Here is a 15,636-nt window from a genome sequence, read left to right as displayed (position 1 = left end):
GAGGGGCCGCGGCCCGTGTGCCTGAAGAGGCCCAGGCGGTGGAGCTCCCACAGGGGGGAGCCGTCCGAGGCGCCCGCCGACCTCGTGGAGCGCGACTTCCACGCCGGGGCGCCGAACCGGCTGTGGCCGACGGACGCCACCCGGTCCGCCATGGACGGCCACAAGCGCCGGCCGTCCCCGGTCATCGACCGCTTCGACGGCATGGTCGTCTCCCGGAGGCTGTCGCGCAGCCCGGACACGGCCATGGCCGACGGCATGCCGCTCGACGCCATCGCCACGCCCGCGCCCGGCGAGACACCGACGGCCCACTCGGACCGGGGCCGTCGCCACCGGCGGCCCGGATGGATCCGCATCCGCGGGGAACACGGGCTGGTCCGGTCCATGAGCGCCAAGGGCCGCGGCCCCGACAACGCCGCCGCCGAGGGATTCCTCGGCAGGCCCAGGAACGAATTCCTCCACTGCCGCGACCGGAAGGACGCGACCTACGACGAGCTCCACGGGCGGCCCGCCGCCTACCTGACCCACTACCATGAGACACGCACCAAGAAATCCCCGGGCCGGCAGAGCCCCGTGCAATACCGCAGAAGCCTTGGACTGGCCGCACGACCATCCAAAAAAACATCCACACCCCCACCACACACGCTCAGCGTACGGTTTGCCGCATGGCGGCCACGGCGCCGACGCCTCACGCGTTGAGGCGCGCGGCCACCCAGTCCACGATGTACGGCGCCACATGCTCGATCTGGTCGATGGCGACCTCGAACTCGTGGGCGCCGCCGTACCACGGGTCAACCAGGTCGATCTGGTCCTCGTGGCCGGGCTTGGGCTGCGGCAGGTCCGGGTCGAAGCTGCGGTACATATGTACCTCGGCGCGCTTGGCCGGCGGCAGCATGCGCTTGAGGGCGCGCATATGCGAGGCGGTCATCGGCAGGAACAGGTCCGTGCCCTCGATCTCCTCGCGGGAGATGCGGTGGGCGAAGTGGTCGCGCGGAATCTCGTCGCCGTAGCCGCGCTGGCGCAGCACGCGCACGGCGCGGGGGTCGATCGGATGGCTCCACTCCTCGTCGCTCACACCGCTGGACGCCACGGCCACACGGTCGGCGAGCCCTCGCTCGGCGAAGAAATGGCGCAGGATGATCTCGCCCATCGGGGAACGGCAGATGTTGCCGGTGCACACGGTCATCACGGTGTAGGGGCTGGTGCTCATGGGTCGTTCCTCGTCTGTCTCAGCGGTTGCGCACGTAGGTGACGAAACGGTATCCGGAAATGCCGGAGTCGGCCGTGGCGGGCGTCTGCCACGGCGTCCGGTCGGCCACGGACCACTCGCCGGATTCGGCCAGCGCAGCGATGTCCGGCGCGTAGGCGTCGGCGTCCACGGTGGCTTGGATATAGGTGACGAAGGCCTTGTTGGCCTGCGGCAGCATCTCGCGGAACAGCTGCGCGCCGCCGATCACCCAGATCTCCGAACGGTCGAGGCCGTCGTCCGGGATGGCCTCCTGGCGGGCCAGGTCGAGGGCGTCCTCCGGCGAATCGACCACAGTGGCGCCGAAGGCGCGGTACTCCGGGTCGTGCGAGACGACGATGTTGTCACGGTTCGGCAGCGGGCGGCGCTTCGGGTCGAGGGACTCCCAGGTATGCCGGCCCATGATGACCGGATGGGACACCGTGAGTTCCTTGAAATGCTTGAGGTCCTCCGGCAGATGCCAGGGCATGCCGCCGTCGAAGCCGATGGCGCCACCGCGGCCTTCCTTGTCGCGGGCCTCGGCCCAGATCAGATTGATTGAGAAGGTCTTGGGGAAATCGTCGCCCCAGTCCTCCGTCTCCTCCAGCCCGGCTTCTCCGGGCACGGGTTCGTGATAGCCGCTAAGGCTACTGTCGTGCTCCATTTCACTCACTCCTTGGGTTCGGGCAACTGGCATAAGTGTAGAGAGAAGCCGCGACGGGCCCGGCATGGCCGCCGGGCCCGCGCCCTGACGTGGGCCGATCCGTCAGACCGCCACCGGAGCCTTGATCGTGGGGTGATGCTTGTAGTTCTCGACGTGGAAGTCCTCGAACCGGTAGTCGAAGATCGACGGCGCCTTGTCCAGGCGCACCGTCGGGTACGGGTACGGTTCGCGCGACAGCTGTTCGAGCACCTGCTCGACGTGGTTGTCGTACACATGGCAGTCGCCGCCGGTCCACACGAACTCCCCCGGCTCCAGGCCCGCCTGCTGGGCCATCATGAGCGTGAGCAGCGAGTAGGAGGCAATGTTGAACGGCACACCGAGGAACATGTCGCACGAGCGCTGGTACAGCTGGCAGGAGAGCCGCCCGTCGGCCACATAGAACTGGAACAGCGCGTGGCACGGCGGCAGCGCCATATGCTCCACCTCGGCCGGATTCCATGCGGTGACGACCATGCGCCGCGAATCCGGATGGTGCTCGATGAGGTCGAGCACATTGGCGATCTGGTCGATGGTGCGGTTCGGGTCCTCGGGCGTGGGCGCCGGCCAGCTGCGCCACTGCACGCCGTACACCGGGCCCAGGTCGCCGTTGGCGTCGGCCCACTCGTCCCAGATATGCACGTTGTGCTCCTGGAGCCAGCGGATGTTGGAGCTGCCTTTGAGGAACCACAGCAACTCGTAGGCGATGCCCTTGAAGAACACGGTTTTCGTGGTCAGCAGCGGGAAGGAGTCCTTGAGGTCGAAGCGCATCTGCTGGCCGAACAGGGAGATGGTGCCGGTGCCGGTGCGGTCGGATTTGAGCGTGCCCTCCGTCATGATCCTGCGCACCAGATCCTCGTAGGGCATCGGGATGTCAGTGTCGGGGCGGGCCGGGATGCGGGCGCGGATGCCGGCGAGTTCGTCTTCAGTCAAAGCCATGCCTCACAGCGTAACCGGCGGAGGCTACACCGGCCGCTGGCCCACCCACAAGGCATAATGGAGGCGGACCGCCCGGGCGCACCGGGCGCGGAACAAGGAGGAATCATGGGCAAGCGACTGTGGGTCGAGCGCAACAAGGACGGCAGCTGGGATGCGTTCAGCGACGACGGCGCGCATATCAAGTTCGGCAAGGACCGCGGACAGTTCAGCCCCGGCGATCTGATGAAGATCGCGCTGGCGGGCTGCGCGGCGCTGTCCAGCCAGTTCGCGATCGAGCATACGCTCGGCGAGGGCAAGGGCGCGAAGGTCGTGGTGGACGGCACCTACGACGCCGACAACGACGCCTACATCAACTTCAACGAGCATGTGACGGTGGACGCCTTCGACGCCGGCCTGACGGACGAGGAGGCCGAGAAGCTGGCCGAGCGTATCAAGCGCCATGTAGACAAGGGCTGCACCGTCAAGCACACCTATGTGCAGGAGACGCCGGTGCGCATGGACGTGACCATCCGCCACTGACCGGCCGCCGCCCGGCTACCGGACCGGCCATAGCACAGACGAAAGCCCCGGACCTCGATAAGGTCCGGGGCTTTCGCATTCGACTAGCGTCCGCCTAGCATTCGCCTGGCATCGCCAAGCATCCGGCCCGCCGCGCCGTCCGGCGCTTGGGGCCCATGCGTCACTGGCGCTTGGGGTCGATGGCCTGCTCGATCTCCTCGACGACCTTCGGTTCGGCCGGGGCGACCGGCACCTCCTTGACGCCGGAGATGTCGCCGAGCGGCTTGGGCTCGATGTCGGCCGGCGAGCTCGGCGTGGTGTCGAGGCGGGATTCGGCCGCCTCCACGTACTTGCGCGGCACCACGTACACCGGACCGACGGAGTGCTGCAGCAGCGTCTGGCTGGTGGAGCCGAGCAGCAGACCGGTGAAGCCGCCGCGGCCGCGGGAGCCGACGACGACCACATCGTGGTCGTAGGAGGCCTTGGTGAGCGCGTCGGCGGCGGATCCGGAGACGATGGTGGTGTGGATGTCCAGATCCGGGTACTGCTCCTTGAACGGCGCGACGCGGGTGTCGAGGTCCTCCTTAAAGGAGTCGAGCACGGCGTTGTCGCCCTCGGTGCCGCGCACCTGCGGGGCGGCGGAGATGACGTCGAGCTCGGCGCCCCACGAGGCGGCGAAGGACGCGGCGATCTCCAGTGCCTTGAGGCCCCACTTGGACTCGTCGGAGCCGACGGCCACGCGGGCGATGGTGTTGCTCAGATGCATGAGGTTGCCGTCGTCGTCGGTGTAGGGCACCACGACGATCGGGCAGTACGCGTAGGCCGGCAGGCTGGACGAGGTGGTGCCGAGCAGGCGCTCCGCCAGGCCGCCCTTGCCACGGTTGCCGATGACGATGAGGTTGTAGTTGCGGCTCAGCTCGACGAACACCGACGCGGGATCTCCGGTGACGATGAGCGTGGCCGCCTCGACGCCCTGCTCGTCGGCGATGGCCTTCGCCTTCGACAGGATCTCCTGGGCGTCGGAATGGGCGGCGTTGTCGTCGCCCATCGCGGTGTAGGTGGCGTCGAAGCTCACCGCCGCATAGCTGGGCAGGGAATACGCACAGACGATCTGCAGCGTGAGTCCCGCGTGCTTGGCATAGTTCGCGGCCCACCATGTGGCCTTGTAGCTGGCATTCGACCCGTCAACGCCGACGAGGATTGCCTTGTCGTTGATCATGACGACCTCCTTGGCTCGAGAAGGGCTGGCGCCCCATCCGACGCCACCCGTCACTTCCTTAGAATACCCCGCGCCCCCTGGGTGAACCGTGTTACGACACCGCCTCCGTGCTATCTTCGCCGCCCGACGCCGCCGCGGATTCTCCCCGATTCCACCCCTTGGCTGCGGCCGACCCCGATGTTCGCCGAGGACGAACCGTCGGATACGACGAACGCCCGCCCCGGGGATGCCGGGACGGGCGTCGGATCATGCCGCGCAGAAAGCCGGGTCAGATGAGACGGTAGTATTCCCAGCCGCTGTAGTAGGAGGAGGACCCGATCTTGACGACGTCACCGGGCTTGGTGGCGTGGATCATCATGCCGTTGCCCACGTAGATGCCCACATGCCCGGGCTTCCACATGAGGTCGCCGGGGGCGGGGTTGCTCACGCGGGTGCCGGAGCCGCGCTGGTCTTCGGAGGTGCGGCCGAGGCTGATGCCGAAATGGCCGAACACATACTGGGTGAAGCCGGAGCAGTCGAAGCCGGAGGGCGAACTACCGCCGTACACGTAGGGCACGCCCTGGAACTGCATCGCATAGCTGACGACGGCCGCGCCGTTGCCGCTCACCGGCGCGTCGGCGACGGCAGGAGCCGAGGATCCCGAGCCGATGGACTGGCGAGAGGCGGAACGCGAGGCGGCTCGGGCGGAAGCACTCCGCTGGGCGGCCTCCTGCTCGGCGCGCTGGCGGGCGGCCTCCTGCTCCTGGGCGGCGCGGGCCGCGGCGGCCTCGGCGTCCTTCTCGGCCTGGCTTTTGGTCTTGGGCACGTTGAGATCCTCGATGCCGCCCCAATCGGCATCCTGCTGCACCTCGGTGGCGGTGGATTCGGCGAGGATGTTCCGCTTGGCGACGTTCGCCTTCGGGAAGGACCGCGAGGAGGCCACGGCGCCGGAGTCGGCCGGGGCGGCAGTGGCGGTCGGAAGCATAGTGACGGCCAGCGCGCACGAGGCGACGCCGGCAAGCAACATGGACACGGTTTTCTGTACGGTCTTCACAGTTTCGGCATTCTAGCAAGATGCCCGAACCTTTATGCCGGCGGCTCAGTAGTGTCAGTAATGGATGTACTGGAAGTCATGCACGTTCGTGAACGTGCGGGAGAAGGTCTTGCCATGGTAGCTGGCGCCGCACTCGGAGGTGGTGATCGACCCGTCCGGGTTGATGGCCTCGACGATGGCGACGTGGCCGTACACGGCGCTGGAGCCCTCCTGGCCGGGCTGGAAGACGATGATGTCGCCCACATGGCGCGGCGTGTTGTCCACCCAATAGCCGAGCGCGCGGGCGGAGGAGGCCCACTGGCCGCCGTTGCCCAGGTACGAGCCGACGGGTAGACCGAGCTGGTGGCGGCGGGTGTACGCCCACCAGGTGCACTGGCTGAATTCGTAGGCGCAGCCGGAGTCCCCGGTGGCGTGGTTCGGGTCGAATCCGGCAGGCAGAAGGCCCTGGTCCTGGTCGACGAGCTTGGCGACGTTCGGATTGGCGGCCAGCGCCTTGGTGAGCTGGGCGGCGTCCAGGTTGCTTTCGGCGTCGGACAGGCCCCAGGAGCCGGAGTTGGTGGTGGACTGGGTCGCGACGGCGGAGGTGGCCTCCTCGCCCTGCACATGGTCCACGCCGTTCTCGTCGGCGTCCACGTTCTGCGTGCCGTCGAGGGCGGGGCGGGCTTCGCCGCGGCTGGCGGCGGCGGAGTCGGTGTCGGCCACCGGCGTGATCTGGGAGGTCATCGTGGTCTCCCCGGCCAGCGCCGGAGCGGCCTTCGGATTGGCGAAGCTCATCGTCGTGGCGGCGGCGCCCACGAGAGCGGCCAGCGAGGCGGAACCGATGAGGACGTTGCGGCGCTCGTTGGCGCGGGCGGCCTCGCGCATCGCACGACGGCTCATCGGGGCGATCTCGTTGAGCTTGCTGGCCACGGCGGCGTCAAGCGCGACGACGGCGCCGTTGTGCTCCGCCTTCTGCGCTTCGATGACTGCGGCGACGCTGTGCGACGCTCCACGCCGGGCGCGCGAAACAGCCTTGGTCATGGTGCGGGATGCGCCCTTGGGGGCCTTGTGTGCCGCATGCTTCATAAAATAGTCACTCCTCGCCGGGTTCCCTTGGCGCCCGCTGCAGCCGGACGCATCGGTACCGTCATCACTTCCGGGAGTCTACAACGAGGTCGGCCCAAGGCAGTCCGCATCGTGCGAAACGCCCGGAACTTCCGGCGTCCCGTTGTTATGGTGGAGGCCATGACCACGATCACGATTCCACAGGACATGCGCCCCGAGGACGGACGTTTCGGCTCCGGCCCCAGCAAGATCCGCCCGGAGCAGGTGGCTGCGCTCGACGCCGGCGCGACCACGCTGCTGGGCACCTCCCACCGACAGGCACCGGTGCGCCGGCTCGTCGCCGACATCCGCGAGGGCCTGCGCGACTTCTTCCGTATGCCGGACGGCTACGAGGTGGCGCTGGGCAACGGCGGCGCCAGCGCCTTCTGGGATGTGGCCTGCGCCTCGCTGATCAACCGCCGCGCCGCGTTCGGCTGCTACGGCTCGTTCAGTGCGAAATTCGCGGCCTCCGCGGCCTCGGCGCCGTTCCTGGAGGATCCGGTGCGCTTCGAGGGCGAGCCGGGCACCTATCGCCTGCCCGAGCTCACCGACGGCGTGGACGCCTACTGCTGGGCGCATAACGAGACCTCGACGGGCGTGGCCGCTCCGGTGCGCCGCGTGCCCGGCTCGCTGGAGCAGGACGCGCTGACGCTGGTGGACGGCACATCCGCGGCGGGCGCGCTGCCGGTGGATGTGAGCCAGACCGACGCCTACTACTTCTCCCCGCAGAAGGCCTTCGGCTCCGACGGCGGCCTGTGGGTGGCGGTGCTCTCCCCCACTGCCGTGGAGCGTGCCGCGCGTGTGGAGCATGCGGCCACGCTGCCCGGCGCGCGCCGCTGGGTGCCCCCGTTCCTGTCCCTGACCTCGGCCATCGCCAACTCGCGCAAGGACCAGACGCTCAACACACCGGCCGTGGCCACGCTGGTGATGATGGCCGACCAGGTGCGCTGGCTCAACGGCAACGGCGGCCTGGACTGGGCCGTGGCCCGCTGCGCGAAGTCGGCAGAGACCCTCTACGCCTGGGCGGAACGCTCCGACTACGCCTCCCCTTCCGTCGCCGACCCGGCGGCGCGTTCGCATGCGGTGGTCACCATCGACCTGGACGAGCGGATCAAGGCCTCGGATGTCGTCGCCGCGCTGCGCGACAACGGCATCGTGGACACGGCCGGCTACCGCAAGCTGGGGCGCAACCAGCTGCGCGTCGGTGTCTTCCCGTCGGTGGAGCCGTCGGATGTCAAGGCGCTCACGGCCTGCGTCGACTACATCGTGGAGCGGCTGTGACGGCGTTCGCGCGCTCCGGGGGCATGGGCGCGTTACAGTGGTGCGCATGAAGTTCGCCCCGATCATCGACCCGGCCGTCCGCAAGCCCGCGCCCAAGCCCGTGCGCGTCGACCTGCGCATCGTGTTCGGCGCGGGCACGGCGCTATGGGCCGTGGCGTTGGTCGTGTGCCTGGTGCTGCAGATGCTCGGATTCGACTCGGGCACCGGCGTGGTTATCAGCGCCTGCGGCGTCATCATCGGCATCCTCATGCTCATCTGGGAGCATTTCGACCGCTGGGACTACCGCCGGCTCGGCGAGTGAGCCACGGCGGCCCCGGGCGGACCGCCGGCCGGACCGCTCACTGGGCGAGCGGCAGGGTGAGGCTGAAGGTGCTGCCCTCCCCCGGCATGCTCCACACGTCGGCCGAGCCGTGGTGCGTCAGGGCGACATGCTTGACGATGGCCAGGCCCAGGCCCACGCCGTCCGCGCTGCGCTCCGTCTGGTCGGCGCCGCGGTAGAAGCGTTCGAAGATGCGCGACTGCTCGCGTTTGGCGATGCCCTTGCCCTGGTCGATGACGCGGATCACCGCGTGCGTGCCGTCGCGTTTGGCGGAGATGCTGACGGTGGCGCCGACCGGCGAGTAGGCGATGGCATTCTCGACGAGTTTGGTGACGGCCGCGCGGATCTGGTCGGCCTCGCCGTTGATGACGAGGGAGTCGTCGCCGCCGACGCGCAATTCCACGCCGCCGCGCCGCGCCGTGGCGGCGGTGGCGGCCGCCACGGCCCTGAGCTGCTCCATCACGTTGAGCCGGTTGGCGGTGGTGGGCACGACCGGCTCCTGCGCCTTGATGAGCAGGAGGAGATCGCCGACCAGATGGTTGAGATGGCCGCTGGTCCTGCGCACCTCGGCGGCGTCGCGGCGCAGGCGAGCCTCGTCGTGCTCGTCGTGCTCCAGAGCGTCGGACAGCCGCTCCAGCGCCTGGGTGGGTTTGATCAGCTGTTCGGAGACGTTGACGATGAAGGAATCCCTGGTCTGGGAGAAGCGGATGGCGTCGGAGACGTCGTCGATGAGCACGATGACGAAGCGGTCGTCGATGCGTCCGACCGTCACCTTGAGCCAGTTCGGCCGGCTGACCGACGCCGTCGCCGCCGGTTCCGCCGGCCGCTTGAGGGCGGCGGAACCGGTGGCCGGGGCCGGCTCGCCTTCCCCGTCGCCGTCGCCGGCGGCAACGTAACGCCCGGCGGTGACAGTCTCCAGGTCGAAGCTGGTGCGGCCGCCGCTGGCGCGCACCTCGCGCACGGCGGCGAGGACCTCAGGGCTGGCGATCGCGTCGTCGGCCACGACGCCCAGCCGGTAGGCCTCGGGGTTGGCGCGCACGACGTCGTCGTTGCCGTCCACGACGACGGTGCCCTTCGCGAGCATCGACAGCAGCGCGGCGGTGTCGTCGTCGAGGTCGTCGCCTTCGTCCTCGTCATCGCGGCGGCGGGCGCGGTGGCGCAGGCCGGCGAGCCAGTTGGTCAGGGATTCGCGCAGGGAGGCGCCGCCGGAGCGGCGCTCGATCAGCGGGATGATGCGCTCGGAGATGCTCAGCGCCACGACCACCACCAGCGCCAGCGCGATGATGCCGAACACCGCGAAGATGACGACGGAGGAAACCGACATGTCGTTCATGCCCCCATCTTCGCACACCGCGGCCGGCGTTCCGCGCGTGGCGCGGGCCCGCAAGGTAAATGGCGGGTGAACGGTGCGATGAATTCTGGGGGAACAACGCCTCCGCCGTGGCGGGCCGTGTTGGCGCAATATGCGCCGAACCCATAGACTGGTACAGGTTGCATCCGCAAGCGACGAAAGGCACATGGAACTATGCGCGTTATTTTTAACGAGGAGATGAAGGCGGTCGCCGACGACCTCGACCGTATGGCGCAGGGCGTGCGCAAGGCCATCCAGGGCGCCGGCGAGGCGCTGCTCAAGTCCGACGTCGAGGCGGCGCAGTCCGTGATCGACGGCGACATCGAACTGGATGCGCTCGAGGCGAGCGTCATCGACCAGTGCGTCAAGCTGCTGGCCAAGCAGAACCCGGTGGCCACGGACCTGCGCGTCGTGGTCTCCACGATGCGACTGGCCACCACACTGGAGCGCATGGGCGATCTGGCCAAGCATGTGGCCGAGACCTCCCGCCGCGCCTACCCGGGCTCCCCGCTGCCCGATGAGGCGAAGGAGATCTTCGCCTCGATGCAGGACTTCCTCGACGAGACCGCCGACCGTCTGGTGAGCATGCTCGCCGACCGCGAGGCGAAGACCGCCGAGCTTGTCATCGCCGACGACGACAAGCTCGATGCGCTGCACGCCAAGACCTTCGAGCTGGCGCTGGACGAGAGCGTGGACCTGAGCCGCCAGCAGATCATCGACATCGTGCTGCTGGGCCGCTTCCTGGAGCGTCTGGGCGACCACGCCGTCTCCGCCGCCCGCCGCGTGGTGTTCATCGTCTCCGGTTTCGACCCGAGCAAGGCGCCGAGCCGCGACGAGGAAGGCGCGATCGACTGACCCGTCCGGCGCGGGTCCGCGCGCCTGTGCGCACCCCACGGACGCCACGAACGACGAAGCCCCGGCCTTGCGGCCGGGGCTTCGTGTTATGCCATGGTGGCGGAGCCACCGTCAGCGCATGGTCACTTCTGACCCTGCGCGGCCACGGCGGCGGCGCCGGCGGCGGCGGCCTCCGGGTCGAGGTACTCGCCACGCGGCTTGATCGGCTTGAAGTCCTCGTCCAGCTCGTACAGCAGCGGGATCGCGGTCGGGATGTTGACCTTGGCGATCTCCTCCTCGGAGAGGTTGTCGAGCATCTTGACGATGGCGCGCAGCGAGTTGCCGTGCGCGGCGATCAGCACGGTCTTGCCGGCCTTGAGCTCCGGCTCGATCGCGGACTTGAAGTAGGGCTCCACGCGCTTGACCACGTCGGCTAGGCACTCGGCCTCCGGCACCGGGTCGCCCGTGTAGCGCGGATCGTTGTTCTGCGCGTACTGGTCGTTCGGGTCGATCTCAGGCGGCGGGGTGGCGTAGGAGCGGCGCCAGAGCATGAACTTCTCGTCGCCGTACTCCTCGCGGATCTGGGTCTTGTTCTTGCCCTGCAGGGCGCCGTAGTGGCGCTCGTTGAGGCGCCAGTTGCGCTCGACGGGAATCCACAGGCGGTCGGCCTCGTCCAGGGCGATGTTGGCGGTGTTGATGGCGCGGCGCAGCAGCGAGGTGAAGACGATGTCCGGCAGGACGTTCTTCTCCTTGAGCAGCTGGCCACCACGCTTGGCCTCCTGCTCACCCTGCTCGGTCAGCGGGACGTCAACCCAGCCGGTGAACTGGTTGGTCTTGTTCCATGCGCTCTGCCCATGGCGGAGCAGTACTAGTTTGTAAGACATACCCCCAGTCTACGCGACTCGGGCGACGCCCGGAGTCGCCATCTCACTAGAACAGTGCGGTGCCGGCAACGGCGAGCGCGGCGAGGAGAGCCGTCTTCGAGGTCAGCGGCAGGGCGGCGGCGAAGCGGCGGCGGGTCAGTGCACGTGCCGCGCGCACTCCCGTCAGGACGGCCAGCACCGTGAACACCGCGGCCGCCAGCTCCAGCACCGCCATCGGCATCAGCCCCCGGACCAGGCAGGCGTATCGTGCGTCGGCAACGACCATCGCGTGGCAGCGGTTCGCATCCCGCGGCAGCGCCACCAGGGAGGGGACGGTCCGCAGCAACATCGCCATCACGCCCACCATCATCGCCCCGCGGTACAGCGTCGTGCCGTGCCAGGAGCCGAGACGGGTCATGAGCGTGCGCTTGCCGTGGGCGAGGTCGGCGTCGACGTCACGCAGGTTGTTCACCATCATCACCGCGGCGGCGAAGCAGCCGCACATCGTCGCTCCGACGAGACCCGTGAACTGGATTCCATCCATCAGCGCCACTTGGGTGCCGAGCGTCGGCACCAGGCCGAAGAACACGAACGCGGCCGCCTCGCCCAGTCCGGCATAGCCATAGGGGTGGCGTCCGCCGGTATACGCCCAGGCGGCCGCCAGGCAGATCGCCCCTAGGACGACGAACCACCAGTTGCCGGTCAGGGCCACGACGCCCAGTCCGGCCGCGCAGGCGACAGCCGCCGCGATTCCGGCCGCCAGCAGCACGGAGCGCGGGTCGACGCCGGAGGCAACGAGTCGTGTGGGGGCGTCGCCGCCCTTCTCCGAGCCGCCGCGTCCGTTGTCCGCCCCACGGATGCCGTCGGCGTAGTCGTTGATGTAGTTGGCGGCGACCTGCAGCCCCACGGCCACCACGGCGCACAGCACCGTCACCGCGAGGAACCACTGCCAGGACGTCACGCAGATGCCCTGCTCGCCGTCGGGGGAATATGGCGGGCGACCGCCGAACGTCGGGCATGGGGCGTGGAACTGGGAACCACCCATCGGCGCACGCATCACCCAGCTCCAGCTCAGCGCGGCGCCCACCAGCACCGGCGCCAGACCCAGCGGCAGCGTCTGCGGGCGGGCACCGCGCACCCATGTCATTGCATCCATGGGCACCACGTTACCCGCGCCGAGCGCATACGCAGGGCAGATGCAGACAATCCGTTTGTCTCTAGACAAATTCGCAGACCGAATCAGTAAGATACGGCTCTTCGCATTGCCATGCGCGAGGGGCGTGAGTCATTCCTGGACGTGTTGGCGTAGGTCTCCTGCGTATAGCGGACTCCGTTGGATGCGGCCGGTGGTGCCCGGAGCTCCGCCTCACGGCAGCGAGACCACGTACGCACCCTGGCCGAGGCATGCCGCAACCCAGCAGACGGCCGTGACCAACGCGAACAGACTGACCGCGGGCAGCGCGCGGCGCAGGTCGTCCCGGCGCAGCGCCACAACCAACGGCGCCGCGCCCGCCACGAGGACCACGCCCAGGGGAACCGCCGGCGGCAGCCAGCCGACGCGCATGCCGAAGACGTAGAGCACCTTGCCGGAGCATCCCCAGAGCGAAAGCAGGATGGAGATCAGGATGACGACGGCAAGCGTCCGCTTGGCCGCGGCGTACCCGACGCGCACGGCATAGGTGCGTTTGCCGTGCGTGCGGTCGGCGGGGATGTCGCGCAGATTGTTGACCATAAGCAGGGCGACCGCATCGAGACCTGCCGTGGCGGCGGCGAGCGGCAGGGTCGCGCCCGCAGTCCCGCCCAACGAGCCGACCATGGCCAGATAGGTGCCGACGACCGCGACCGGCCCGAAGAAGACGAAGACGAACGGTTCGCCGAGCCCGGCGTAACCGTAGGGGTGCTTGCCGCCTGTGTAGCACCAGCCGGCGATGAGGCTGGCGACGCCGACGGCCAGCAGCGCCCACACGCCGCTGAGGACGACGACGGCTAGCCCGGCCACGCACGCCACGGCGGCGGCGATGCCCGCGGCGCGCAGCACGTTGCGCGGGGGCACTCCGGAGGCCACGAGCCGTGCCGGCGCCGCGGCGGACGGCGGGGTCGGCCCGCCGTCCGCGGCCGCGGCCCGGCCGTCGTCGGTGCCGCGGATGCCGTCGGAGTAATCGTTGGCGTAGTTCACGGCGACCTGCAGGGCGATCGCGACGGCCAGGCACAGCGGGACGTACGTCCAGAACCACGCCGCGCCGCCGATGAAAGAGTCCGAGCAGGCAGGGAACGGCGTGGTGCCGCCGTAGGCGTTCCACAGGGTCGCGGCGCCGGGATTCGTGGCGCATTGCCGCTGCTGGGTCCGCACGTCCATCCACGCGCAGGCCGCGCCCATAAGCACCGGCGCCACCGACGCCGGCAACGTCCGCGGCCACGCGCCGCTCACCCACATCCTCGCGTCCATGTCTGCGAGCATACTCGTTGCCCCCCATGGTGACGGAGCGGAGCGGCGGCGCCGCGGCGATGGCTCAGTTGAGCGGCTTGACCAGCGGGAAGGTGATGGTCTCGCGAATCGTGGCGCCGGTCAGGGCGATGAGCAGACGGTCGATGCCCATGCCCATGCCGCCGGCCGGCGGCATGCCCACGCCGAGGGCCTCGAGGAAGTCCTCGTCGATGTCGCAGGCCTCCTCGTCGCCGGCGAGCGCGTCCTTGGCCTGGGCCACGAAGCGTTCGCGCTGCACGATCGGATCGTTGAGCTCGGAGTAGCCGGTGGCCAGCTCGAAGCCGCGCACGTACAGATCCCACTTCTCCACGACGCCGGGCTTGGAGCGGTGGCCCTTGACCAGCGGGGAGGTCTCGACCGGGAAGTCGCGCACGAAGGTCGGCTCGTAGAGCTTGTCCTCGTAGAAGTGCTCCCACAGGTGCTCGACGAGCTTGCCGTGGTTCTCCACGTCGTCGCGCTCCACGCCGAGCTTGTCGGCGAGGGCGCCGAGGTGCTCCACGGAGGTGCCGTTGGGCTCGGGGTTCTCCGGGTCGTGGGGCACGATCTCCTCGCCGAGCGCCTCGGAGAGGGAGTCGTACATGGAGATGGTCCGCCACTCGCCGCCGAAGTCGTATTCGGTGCCGTCGAGCAGGGTGACCCGGTGCGAGCCGAACACGTCCATCGCGGTTTTCTGCACGAGCTCCTTGACGAGCTGGCCGATGGTGTCGTAGGTGCCGTACGCCTGGTATGCCTCGACCATGGTGAACTCGGGGGCGTGCGTGGCGTCCACGCCCTCGTTGCGGAAGTCGCGGTTGATCTCGTACACGCGGTCGATGCCGCCGACCAGGCAACGCTTGAGGAACAGCTCCGGGGCGATGCGCAGGAACAGGTCCAGGTCGAAGGCGTTCATATGCGTGGTGAACGGACGGGCCGCGGCGCCGCCGTGCACGGTCTGCAGCATCGGGGTCTCCACCTCGATGAAGTCATGGTCGTCGAAGGTGCGGCGCAGCGAGGCGACGGCCTTGGAGCGGTTGCGCACCATGTTGCGGATCTTCTCGTCCGCGATCATGCCGATGTACGGCTTGCGCGTGCGGGTGTCCTCGTTGAGCTCCTTGTGCAGGGCCGGCAGCGGCTGCAGCGCCTTGGCGGCGATGGCCCACTCGGTGGCGAACACCGAGAGCTCGCCGGTCTTGGAGGCGATCACACGGCCGCGCAGGTACAGGTGGTCGCCCAGATCCACGAGCTGCTTGAACTGCTTGAGGGAGTCGGCGCCGATCTCCTTCTTGGAGACCATGCCCTGGATCTTGGTGCCGTCGCCCGCGGACAGCTGCACGAAGTTGAGGCCGCCGGCGTTACGGATGAACAGCACGCGGCCGGCGATGCCGACCACGTCCTCGGTCTCCTGGCCGGGCTCGAGCTTGCCGTCGTAGCGCGCGCGCACGGCCTCGATGGTGTCGGTGACGTCGAGGTGGACCGGATAGGGGGCGATGCCCTCCTTGAGCATGAGGGCGCGCTTGGCGACGCGCATCTGCACCTGCTCGGGGTGCGCGAGCGGGCCGAACTCCTTGTTGGAGGGGTCGATGGCCTCGTCGAGCGTGGCGCCCGCGCCGATCCGGGAGCGGATGGCGGCGTCCTGGGCGAGCAGCATCTCAGCGCGCTCGACGGTGGTCATCTGCGGGACGCCGGCGGCGTCCTCGTTCTCGTCGGAACCAGTGGTTCCGGGGTTTTCGGTGGCTTCAGTCATAGGCACTCAGTGTACGCAGTGCCGGCGATGAGGCGGCGGGCGGCCTGCGGGCACAACTCACCAGCGCAACACACCGGGGCAACACG

The 15,636-nt window shown here is 68.9% G+C and carries 15 protein-coding genes and 1 pseudogene; 5 read left to right on the top strand and 11 right to left on the bottom strand.

Translation table 11 applies throughout. The annotated features are described in order from the left end of the window. Positions 1 to 603, top strand: a pseudogene (locus H7U32_RS05625) (DDE-type integrase/transposase/recombinase); the annotation flags it as partial. An 82-nt stretch (positions 604 to 685) separates the two neighbouring features. On the opposite strand, the gene H7U32_RS05620 reads toward H7U32_RS05625, so the two are convergent. From H7U32_RS05620 to H7U32_RS05610, 3 genes are all read right to left on the bottom strand, one after another. Next, positions 686 to 1,207, bottom strand: a complete 522-nt coding sequence (locus H7U32_RS05620) for a low molecular weight protein-tyrosine-phosphatase (RefSeq protein ID WP_204468819.1) — start codon at positions 1,205 to 1,207, stop codon at positions 686 to 688. Positions 1,208 to 1,226: 19 nt separating this feature from the next. Next, positions 1,227 to 1,886: a dihydrofolate reductase gene (locus H7U32_RS05615; RefSeq protein WP_204468817.1), complete on the bottom strand. Its 660-nt coding sequence runs from the start codon at positions 1,884 to 1,886 to the stop codon at positions 1,227 to 1,229. A 102-nt stretch (positions 1,887 to 1,988) separates the two neighbouring features. Then, positions 1,989 to 2,861, bottom strand: coding sequence for a thymidylate synthase (locus H7U32_RS05610; RefSeq protein WP_204468815.1), 873 nt, complete (start codon positions 2,859 to 2,861; stop codon positions 1,989 to 1,991). A gap of 105 nt (positions 2,862 to 2,966) precedes the next feature. Between H7U32_RS05610 and H7U32_RS05605 the strand changes: the two genes are divergently transcribed. Further along, positions 2,967 to 3,380, top strand: coding sequence for an OsmC family protein (locus H7U32_RS05605; RefSeq protein ID WP_204468813.1), 414 nt, complete (start codon positions 2,967 to 2,969; stop codon positions 3,378 to 3,380). A 160-nt stretch (positions 3,381 to 3,540) separates the two neighbouring features. Here H7U32_RS05605 and H7U32_RS05600 read toward each other — a convergent pair whose 3' ends face one another. The 3 genes from H7U32_RS05600 to H7U32_RS05590 all read right to left on the bottom strand — a co-directional run bounded on the left by H7U32_RS05600 (position 3,541) and on the right by H7U32_RS05590 (position 6,676). Next, entirely contained in the window at positions 3,541 to 4,578 is a 1,038-nt protein-coding gene (locus tag H7U32_RS05600; protein ID WP_204468811.1) for a universal stress protein, read from the bottom strand. 268 nt (positions 4,579 to 4,846) lie between these two features. After that, on the bottom strand, positions 4,847 to 5,611 hold the full coding sequence (locus H7U32_RS05595) for a C40 family peptidase (protein ID WP_323804591.1): 765 nt from the start codon (positions 5,609 to 5,611) through the stop codon (positions 4,847 to 4,849). A gap of 54 nt (positions 5,612 to 5,665) precedes the next feature. Further along, a complete protein-coding gene (locus H7U32_RS05590) occupies positions 5,666 to 6,676 on the bottom strand; it encodes a CHAP domain-containing protein (protein WP_204468809.1) in 1,011 nt (336 codons plus the stop codon). A 159-nt stretch (positions 6,677 to 6,835) separates the two neighbouring features. Between H7U32_RS05590 and serC the strand changes: the two genes are divergently transcribed. Beyond that, positions 6,836 to 7,975: a phosphoserine transaminase gene (gene serC, locus H7U32_RS05585; RefSeq protein ID WP_204468807.1), complete on the top strand. Its 1,140-nt coding sequence runs from the start codon at positions 6,836 to 6,838 to the stop codon at positions 7,973 to 7,975. A 46-nt stretch (positions 7,976 to 8,021) separates the two neighbouring features. Continuing rightward, positions 8,022 to 8,276 (top strand): DUF2530 domain-containing protein, encoded by a 255-nt coding sequence (locus tag H7U32_RS05580; RefSeq protein ID WP_204468805.1) that lies wholly within the window; start codon positions 8,022 to 8,024, stop codon positions 8,274 to 8,276. 37 nt (positions 8,277 to 8,313) lie between these two features. On the opposite strand, the gene H7U32_RS05575 is transcribed toward H7U32_RS05580, so the two are convergent. After that, the gene (locus H7U32_RS05575; protein WP_204468803.1) at positions 8,314 to 9,627 is read right to left on the bottom strand and encodes a sensor histidine kinase; all 1,314 of its coding nucleotides are present in this window, start codon (positions 9,625 to 9,627) and stop codon (positions 8,314 to 8,316) included. 192 nt (positions 9,628 to 9,819) lie between these two features. Between H7U32_RS05575 and phoU the strand changes: the two genes are divergently transcribed. Then, positions 9,820 to 10,500, top strand: a complete 681-nt coding sequence (phoU, locus tag H7U32_RS05570) for a phosphate signaling complex protein PhoU (RefSeq protein ID WP_204468801.1) — start codon at positions 9,820 to 9,822, stop codon at positions 10,498 to 10,500. A gap of 122 nt (positions 10,501 to 10,622) precedes the next feature. On the opposite strand, the gene H7U32_RS05565 is transcribed toward phoU, so the two are convergent. The 4 genes from H7U32_RS05565 to lysS form a co-directional block, all read right to left on the bottom strand. Continuing rightward, positions 10,623 to 11,363: a phosphoglyceromutase gene (locus tag H7U32_RS05565; protein WP_204468800.1), complete on the bottom strand. Its 741-nt coding sequence runs from the start codon at positions 11,361 to 11,363 to the stop codon at positions 10,623 to 10,625. A gap of 46 nt (positions 11,364 to 11,409) precedes the next feature. Continuing rightward, positions 11,410 to 12,498, bottom strand: coding sequence for a 1,4-dihydroxy-2-naphthoate octaprenyltransferase (gene menA, locus H7U32_RS05560; RefSeq protein WP_204468798.1), 1,089 nt, complete (start codon positions 12,496 to 12,498; stop codon positions 11,410 to 11,412). Positions 12,499 to 12,708: 210 nt separating this feature from the next. Then, positions 12,709 to 13,788 carry a 1,4-dihydroxy-2-naphthoate octaprenyltransferase gene (gene menA / locus H7U32_RS05555; protein ID WP_204468796.1) on the bottom strand — a complete coding sequence of 360 codons (1,080 nt, stop codon included), beginning with the start codon at positions 13,786 to 13,788 and terminating at the stop codon, positions 12,709 to 12,711. Between the two features lie 64 nt (positions 13,789 to 13,852). Further along, on the bottom strand, positions 13,853 to 15,550 hold the full coding sequence (gene lysS, locus H7U32_RS05550) for a lysine--tRNA ligase (RefSeq protein WP_204468795.1): 1,698 nt from the start codon (positions 15,548 to 15,550) through the stop codon (positions 13,853 to 13,855). Between the last annotated feature and the right edge of the window lie 86 nt (positions 15,551 to 15,636).

Origin of the sequence: Bifidobacterium pullorum subsp. saeculare (genome assembly GCF_016899725.1) — a bacterium.
GTDB classification, from domain to species: Bacteria; Actinomycetota; Actinomycetes; order Actinomycetales; family Bifidobacteriaceae; genus Bifidobacterium; species Bifidobacterium pullorum_C.
The sequence above is the reverse complement of the archived record's forward strand: the minus strand, read 5'-3'. Positions and strand labels throughout refer to the sequence as shown.